Origin of the sequence: Dietzia sp. SYD-A1, assembly GCF_015356725.1 — a bacterium.
Lineage (GTDB): Bacteria > Actinomycetota > Actinomycetes > Mycobacteriales > Mycobacteriaceae > Dietzia.
The window spans coordinates 1-2,565 of sequence record NZ_JADDKI010000274.1 but is presented as its reverse complement, the minus strand read 5'-3'; the positions used below and the strand labels follow the sequence as shown (position 1 = coordinate 2,565).

1 protein-coding gene is annotated in these 2,565 nt (G+C 75.2%); it reads left to right on the top strand.

Annotated elements, in window-relative coordinates; all coding sequences use genetic code 11:
- Positions 1–2,565 (top strand): alpha-(1->3)-arabinofuranosyltransferase family protein (locus IY392_RS11630; RefSeq protein WP_194861311.1); only part of this gene is annotated, 2,565 nt, incomplete at both ends.

Here is a 2,565-nt window from a genome sequence, read left to right as displayed (position 1 = left end):
CTCGACGCCGTCCAGCGCCGCCTCGCGGACGGCGACCCCGCCCCGGGGATGGCGGCCACCCTCGCCTCCCTCGGCATCGGCTACCTGGTGGTGCGCAACGACCTCGCCGCCGACTCCGGTGCGCCCCGGCCGATCCTGGTGCACCAGGCGATCGACGGATCCCCGGGGCTGGTCAAGGTCGCGGAGTTCGGGGAACCGGTCGGGGGAGCGGACGTCGGTGACGAGGCGGCTGAGGTCGCCACGGACGACGACGGCGAGGTGGCCGTGGTCCCCGACTCGGGTCTGCGCCCGGCCTATCCCGCGATCGAGATCTACCGGGTCGACTCCCGGCTGGGCTCGGATGCCGCGTCGCCGGGCCCACCACGGTCGGCCACCGCCCCGTACACCGTGGAGGTGCGCGACCTACCGGTGGTGGCCGGCGGGCCGGAGTCCCTGTCGCGGCTCGACGACCTGCTGGCCGCGCGGGACACGATCGGGTCCCCGGCCCGGGTGACGAGACTGCTGGAGGTCGATGCCCGGGAGTCGGGGGTGGACCCCGCCTCCGATCCCTTCCCGAGGCCGCGACCGGTCGCGGCGACCGCGCCCGTCCTCACGGACTCTCCGGCGGACCGCGAGACCGACTTCGGGCGCCTGGACCACCACTCGTCGGCGGTCCGGGCCGAGGGCGATCCACGTCGTAGTCGGGGCGCGGTCCCCGACTACGCTGCCACGGTCTCCGACACCGAGCCGGCACCGGCGCAGGCCCGCTGGTGGGACGCGCGGGTGCGGGTCTCCTCCTCGGCATCCGACTCCGCCCAGGTCGGCCCGGTGCGGCCCTCCCGGTCGGTGGCGGCCGCGGTCGACGGAGACCCGGACACCGCCTGGCGGTCCGGGGGTTACGGCACGGCCTTCGGCCAGTGGATCGAGATCGCGCTGCCCGAACCCGTCGACCGGGGCCTGCTCCGGATCACCGTGCCGGTCCCCGAGGCCGGCCCCGAGGTCAGCAGCCTGCAGATCCGGACGGACTCGGGTACCACCACCGCGTTCCCGGCAGGGGGTGGCGAGCTCGTCGTGGGACTCCCCCCGGGCCCCACGGAGACCGTGAGGGTCACGGCGACGGGCTTCGCCGACGGGGGCCGGGGAACCTACTTCGAGGTGTCGGACATCGGTCTGAGCTCGGCTGGCGAGGAGATCCCTCTACTGCGGGTGGTGGCGTTACCGGACCGACCCGCCGATTCCGCGGCGCCCTCCGGATGGCTGCTGCGGCAAGAACTGGGGGGCCGGTCCGACTGCGTCCACGGCGGCGCCCCGATCGAGGGGTTGGCCGGCGCGGAGGAGGAGACCGGCGCGGTGCGATGTGCCCCGGAACTCGCCATCGAGCCCGAGGAGCCGGCCCGCTTCGCCCGCCTTCTCGACGTTCCGTCCGAGACCTCGGTACGCCCGCAGCTCCTCGTACGACCGAGGGCCGGGGCGGCACTGGACGACGTGCTGCGTGGCGACCCCACCACCCGCGCGCGTCAGGTCCGGGCGGCGGGGGAGTCACTGGTGACCGATCCCGCCGGTGGGCCCTCCGCGGCCGTCGACGGGGACCGGTCGACCAGCTGGTACGCCCCCGACGTCCCCTCGCCGACGGTGGAGCTGGGGTTGCCCGGCCGCCACCTGGTCGGCTCACTCAGGATGTGGGCGCCGCGTTCGGACGCACCGGCGGCTCCCAGGGTCATCACGGTGGACACCGGGCTCCAGACCACGCGCGTCGACCTCGACGACCTCACGGCCGGGGAGGACGGCTCCGTCGTCGTCCCGCTCCCCGCGGACCACACCGATACGGTCACGGTCCGGATCGACGCCGCGGAGGACGTACGGGCCCCGGATGGGACGCAGGTACCGGCCGGGATCGCCGAGGTGTGGATCCAGGACGCGACCGGTGCCCGGATCGGCGCCCTCCCTGCGGCGGGTGGCGACCCGATCTCCCTGGCCTGTCAGGACGGGCCCCGGTTGGTCATCGGCGACCGGTCGGTGCCCACCCGCCTGTCGACCACGCGGCGCGAGCTGCTCAAGGGCCGGGCGATCGCCGTCGAACCGTGCGATGACGACCCCGTCGAGATCCCCGCCGGGCCGGTGGAGGTCTCGGTGGATCCCGGGGAGGCGTTCTCGGTGGACACGGTGGGCCTCGTCGTCGTCGATCCGGAGGCCGCGCAGGGCGTGCCCGTCCTGGGCGGGGAGCTGCAACCGACCCGGGCGGTCGCGACGTCCCGGTGGGAGGCCTCCCGACGCGAGCTTCAGGTGCCCGCCGCCCCGCGGGAGCGCGTCCTGGTGGTGCCGGAGTCGGTGACCCCCGCGTGGCGCGCCCGGCTGGTCTCCGACGACGGCACCGAGTTGCCCGACCCCCGCCCGGTGACGGTGGACGGGTGGAAGCAGGGCTGGGTTCTGCCCGCCTCCGGAAGCGGGTCCACCCTCGTGCTCACGGTCCCGCTCGACGGTCCGTACCGTGCGGCGCTGTCGACCGGGCCGTTCGTACTGGCGCTCGTGGTGGTCCTCTTCCTTCTCCGCGGTCGCGACCGAGCCGGGGCGCCCGCGCAGGTGCGC